Annotated in this window: 5 protein-coding genes and 1 pseudogene; 2 read left to right on the top strand and 4 right to left on the bottom strand. The window is 60.0% G+C overall.

Annotation, left to right across the window (positions count from 1 at the left end; genetic code table 11):
- The 4 genes and pseudogenes from NW841_RS11880 to NW841_RS11865 form a co-directional block, all read right to left on the bottom strand.
- Positions 1-526, bottom strand: a pseudogene (locus NW841_RS11880) (hypothetical protein); the annotation flags it as partial.
- Positions 527-708: 182 nt separating this feature from the next.
- Positions 709-1,230 (bottom strand): hypothetical protein, encoded by a 522-nt coding sequence (locus tag NW841_RS11875; protein ID WP_414386547.1) that lies wholly within the window; start codon positions 1,228-1,230, stop codon positions 709-711.
- A gap of 12 nt (positions 1,231-1,242) precedes the next feature.
- Positions 1,243-1,797 carry a phycobiliprotein lyase gene (locus NW841_RS11870; RefSeq protein ID WP_414365326.1) on the bottom strand — a complete coding sequence of 185 codons (555 nt, stop codon included), beginning with the start codon at positions 1,795-1,797 and terminating at the stop codon, positions 1,243-1,245.
- A 105-nt stretch (positions 1,798-1,902) separates the two neighbouring features.
- The gene (locus tag NW841_RS11865) at positions 1,903-3,216 is read right to left on the bottom strand and encodes a S41 family peptidase (protein ID WP_414365324.1); all 1,314 of its coding nucleotides are present in this window, start codon (positions 3,214-3,216) and stop codon (positions 1,903-1,905) included.
- 207 nt (positions 3,217-3,423) lie between these two features.
- On the opposite strand from NW841_RS11865, the gene petB reads away from it, so the two are divergent.
- Positions 3,424-4,071: a cytochrome b6 gene (gene petB / locus NW841_RS11860; protein ID WP_011430625.1), complete on the top strand. Its 648-nt coding sequence runs from the start codon at positions 3,424-3,426 to the stop codon at positions 4,069-4,071.
- Between the two features lie 67 nt (positions 4,072-4,138).
- Positions 4,139-4,651, top strand: coding sequence for a cytochrome b6-f complex subunit IV (gene petD / locus NW841_RS11855; protein WP_414365321.1), 513 nt, complete (start codon positions 4,139-4,141; stop codon positions 4,649-4,651).
- Positions 4,652-4,807: the final 156 nt, after the last annotated feature.

The following is a 4,807-nucleotide window of genomic DNA, read 5'->3' as shown; positions in this document are numbered from 1 at the left end:
AGCTGTACACCGCCTCCAAAAAGTTCATCTCCGATTTTTCCCGGCGGGGTTGCGCCCGACCGGAATAGCCCCCGTAGGGACTCCAGAAGGGGTTGCCCACCCAGAGGTCGGGAAAATAGAAGAAGACCCCCCCTCCCCGCGAGCGGCTGCGGTTGTCCTCCTCACGGCTACTGGCCATCTGCAGAGCCATCAACGCCAGGGTGATGAGGATAATCGACACCACCAACAGGATGCCAAAGGAGATGCGTAGGCCGTAGAGAAACCCCCCCCACAGCTTGCGTCGCAAAACCGCCAGCCGATCCTGCTGCTCCTTGCGCTTGAGAATGTCGCGAAAGTCGGGCGGGAAAACGTAGGCGATCTCCCCCTGCCGCGAAACCTGGAGATGCCCCCCAGCCTTTTGGGCTAACTGCAGCAACTCCTGTTTGGCCTCCTCTAGGGCCAGGCCTGTGCTGGAGGCAATGTCTCCCAGAGTGACCCGCAGGCCCAACTGCTCTACCGCATCCATGACCAATGTTTGTGTAGCCACTCTCAACCTCCGCTGGTTACCTACTGTTGCCCGGGATCCGACTGGGACGCTCGCCCAGCATCTGCAGCCAAGGGTTACAGCCATCCCTATTCCCAGTATCTCTCTTCAACTCAGGGGCGACGAGGGCGGCTGTTGCTGCTTTTGGGTCAGGCGGCCTGTCTCTGCACCAACCCAGGGCTGGGCTAGGGCAGCCAGGCCATCGCCACCAGCAGAGCGAAAAGGATCCCGATCAACACCCACGTCAGCCGTTGGGTATTCAAGGGGGAAGCAGCCTCGCTGCGGCTGGGATCAGCGACTTTCGGCAGGGAAGCTGGACGGCGGAGGCGCTCATAGACCAGACGGCGTTCCCCCGGCTTGGCCTCTTCCAGGTGGCTGAGATCTGGGATTTCGAGCAACCACTCTGCTGGTCGCCGCAGACGAGGTGCCTGCCAGATGCCCAACACGTAGCGGGCCTGTTGAGCGACCTCCGGATCCGGGTTGCCCAGCAAGGTTTGCACCAAGCGGATCGCCTCCTGGGTCTCTCCAAGGGCCTCCTGGGCCAAGGCCTGCCAGAGCCGCAGCTTGCCCGCTTGCGGGTAGCGGCTTTGGGCCTGTTTCACCTGTTCCAGAGCCTGGCGGTATTGTCCCCGCTCAAAGCTGGCCTGAATCCGGGCCAAATGCTGGGGCAGGCGCAAGTCTTCGGGAGGGATCAACTCCGGCTCCACCGATGAACCCCCCTAGGTGAGCTTTTGCTCCACCCCAAACCCCACCAGCAGCAGCTCCTCTAGGGGCTGACCGTGAGGGGGGCGTTGGTAGGTGAGGATCTGCCGCAGGCGCAGGCGCGGGTTGAGCAGGGTGATGGTATCCACAGCAACGACGCGGGTGTAGGTGGTGGTCATCACCAGTTGCAGGGATTGCGGATCAAAGCGGAAGTCGGCCACCATGGGCCGCTCCTCTTCATAGGCGCGATCGCGCAGATAGTCACCTTCAAGACCACGGGCGCTCTCTCGCCGGGGCACAAACAGCATGTTCAGCTCTTGCCCCACCTCCTCTCCCTTTTCAGAGACAGTCTCAAAGGCAAGGTGGAAGCCCAAGAAGCCGTCGACGCCGTGGTTGGGGTAGTTGTTGTCCCTCAGCACCTTCTCCTTAAGCTCAGGGGTGAGGGTGCGAATGGTGAACTCCGTGCGGGAGCGCTCCACCTCCCCGCGATCCAAGTAGTGGTAGGTGCGCTCGGTGTGCCAGGCGCCAATGCAACAGTTAAAGAAGTAGTGAAATTGCTGGAGGGCGTTCATGCCAGAGCGACTGACAGCTCAACCCAATCCTAAAACGAATTGCAGACAAATAGGCCCGCCCATCCCCGCCGGAGATGATAGACCCCCCTGCCCCCCTTCCTCACCTCAGGTATTGGCTGCCGCTGGGATCCCCTGGGCCACGGCCAAAGTTGACCCCAACACCTCCAAAGCCCGCTGCAACTGCCCATCCTCAGGGCCGCCCAGGGTTTCTGCCGTTAGGGGAAGAGGGCCCTCGGCCACCATCACATCCGGCTGGATCCCTTGGCGGTGAATGTCGTGGCCGTTGGGGGTGAGGTATTTGGCAGTGGTCACGGCCAGCCCGGAGCCGTCCGCCAGCTCCAGCAGGGATTGGATCAGCCCCTTGCCGAAGGTGCGCGTTCCCACCAGTTGTGCCCGCCCGCTGTCCTGCAACGCCCCCGCCAAGACTTCGCTGGCACTGGCACTGCCCTGGTTTACTAAGACAACCAAGGGGGCTGCTGTGAGAACTTCGCCGGTGGCGGGAATGCTGTCCTGAATGCCATAGCGATCCGTCACCCGCACGATGTCGCCTTTGGGGATCCAGAAGCGGGCGATCTCAATGGCCGCCTGCAATAGCCCTCCGGGGTTGTTGCGCAGATCGAGGATGTAGCCCTGCACTCCTCGCGCTTCTGCGGCCTGGATGGCCTGACGCACTTGAGCGGCGGCATTGCCGTTAAACTGGCTGAGGCGGATGTAGGCTACCTCCCCCTGGGGCAGCTTGAAAAAACCGGTGCGCACCGGGTTGATCAGGATGGACTGGCGCACCAGCTCCACCTCCCAAATGCGCTCCTGCCGCTTCAGCCGCAGACTGACCGGAGTGCCACTGGGACCCCGCATCCGTTCGGCCACCTCGTCCAGGCTCAGGCCTGCTACTGGCACCTGATCCACCGCCAGGATCTCATCCTGAGGTTGGATCCCCGCCCGCTCGGCAGGAGTCCCCTCCATCGGGGCAATAACCCGCACCGCTCCCTGCTCGTCGATGGCAATCTGGAGGCCGACACCGCTCAGCTCCCCAGCCGTAGAAGTCTGCAGGCTGAGGTAGTGCTCCCGATCCAAAAAGCGCGTGTAGGGATCCCCCAGCGTTGCCAGCATCTCCTCAATGGCCCGGTAGGTCTCTTGCCGATCCTGGAGGGGCCGAGAGAGAAAGCGCTGCCGCACCTGCCACCAGTTCTGCCCGTTGAACTCCGGATCCACATAGGCCCGATCCACATAGGCCCAAGCCTGGGCCAGCAGTTGCTGCTCTTCCCCCCAGCGGCTGGCCTGCACCTGACAGGCGCCAAGGCTCAGGCCCGCCCAGAGCAGGCACCCCAACAACAAGACTCGGACAGCCTGGCGTAACGCCCATCCGATCCCCAACCCTCTCCAACTGCTTTCCCCAGATCTCGGCTTCTGCGCAATCATCGGAGGATCTTGACTAAGGAAGAAGTTAAGAAATACTAAGAAGCGTGAACAAGATGAGACATCAGCAGGCGTTTGGGCTGCTGGGATACGGATCCCTGTGTCAAAGCTGAGCCCGACTTCATGATCGTGTTAACGAGTTATGTTACAGTGCTGTGTGGAGTGGGCCCGTCCCGCCCTGGATATCCAACTCTAAAAATTGCAGGCATCATGAGCAAAGTTTACGACTGGCTAGACGAGCGGCTGGAGATCACGCCTTTCGTCGATGACGCAACCGGAAAATTTATTCCGCCCCACGTTAACATCTTCTACTGCCTCGGCGGCATCACGCTGGTGTGCTTCCTCATTCAGTTTGCCACCGGCTTTGCCATGACGTTTTACTACCGTCCGACGGTGGCCGAGGCTTTTGAATCGGTCAACTACATCATGACCCAGGTCAACTTTGGCTGGCTGCTGCGCTCCATCCACCGCTGGAGTGCTTCTATGATGGTGTTGATGATGATTCTACACACCTTCCGGGTTTACCTAACCGGTGGGTTTAAGAAGCCGCGCGAGCTGACCTGGGTAACCGGTGTAATCTTGGCAGTACTGACAGTTTCCTTTGGGGTTACGGGTTACTCCCTGCCTTGGGATCAAGTGGGCTACTGGGCGGTCAAGATCGTCTCCGGCGTGCCCAGTGCCATTCCGGTGGTGGGTGATGCCCTAGTCCAGCTTATCCGGGGCGGCGAGGCCGTTGGCCAAGCCACCCTCACCCGTTTCTACAGCCTGCACACCTTTGTGTTGCCTTGGCTGACGGCGGTCTTCATGACTATGCACTTTCTGATGATCCGCCGCCAGGGCATTTCTGGACCCTTGTGATCCCAGGCCGGTTCGATCCCCAAGTTCCTCTTGCTAAGCCTTTTTACCCCAGACAAGGAGAACGGCTATGCCTGTCTCGAAGCAAGTAATAGCAACTGAGGTCATTACACGCAAAGTTGACCTGGACAACCCCAAAGTTTTGGCCAAGCTGAAGAAGAACATGGGCCACATGACCTACGGTGAGCCCGCTTGGCCCAACGACTTGCTCTTTATGTTCCCGGTGGTGATCCTAGGCACCATCGGCGTGATTGTCGGCCTGGCGGTCATGGATCCGGCGGGGGTGGGCGAGCCGGCGGATCCTTTTGCCACGCCGCTGGAAATTCTGCCAGAGTGGTATCTCTACCCCGCGTTTCACATTTTGCGCATTGCTCCCAACAAGCTGCTGGGCATTGCCCTGATGTCGGCCATTCCGGTCGGCCTTCTGTTTGTGCCCTTCATCGAAAACGTCAACAAGTTCCAGAATCCGCTGCGCCGCCCCGTAGCAACGACGGTGTTTTTGATCGGCACCCTGGTCACCCTCTATTTGGGCATCGGCGCCACCTTGCCTCTGGATAAGTGGGTCACCCTGGGCCTGTTCTAGAGAGCGGAATATCTTTTCTAGTTTTTGTGGGTTGATAGCTCTAAGTGCAGCAGGCTGATGGCCGAGCTGCACTTTTTTATTGAGATTCGGAGAACTTTCCTGGGGGACTTTTCGGCAAACCTGTGGGCAAAGGGATGGTAATATCGCTACGCACTT

The organism is Synechococcus sp. H60.3, from assembly GCF_047462295.1.
In the GTDB taxonomy this organism is placed as follows: Bacteria; Cyanobacteriota; Cyanobacteriia; order Thermostichales; family Thermostichaceae; genus Thermostichus.
The sequence above is the reverse complement of the archived record's forward strand: the minus strand, read 5'-3'. Positions and strand labels throughout refer to the sequence as shown.

Bases quoted from the DNA above. Each gene is read 5' to 3' on its own strand.
- NW841_RS11865 (WP_414365324.1), bottom strand. From the start codon at position 3,216: ATGATTGCGCAGAAGCCGAGATCTGGGGAAAGCAGTTGGAGAGGGTTG.
- NW841_RS11870 (WP_414365326.1), bottom strand. From the start codon at position 1,797: ATGAACGCCCTCCAGCAATTTCACTACTTCTTTAACTGTTGCATTGGC.
- petB (WP_011430625.1), top strand. From the start codon at position 3,424: ATGAGCAAAGTTTACGACTGGCTAGACGAGCGGCTGGAGATCACGCCT.
- petD (WP_414365321.1), top strand. From the start codon at position 4,139: ATGCCTGTCTCGAAGCAAGTAATAGCAACTGAGGTCATTACACGCAAA.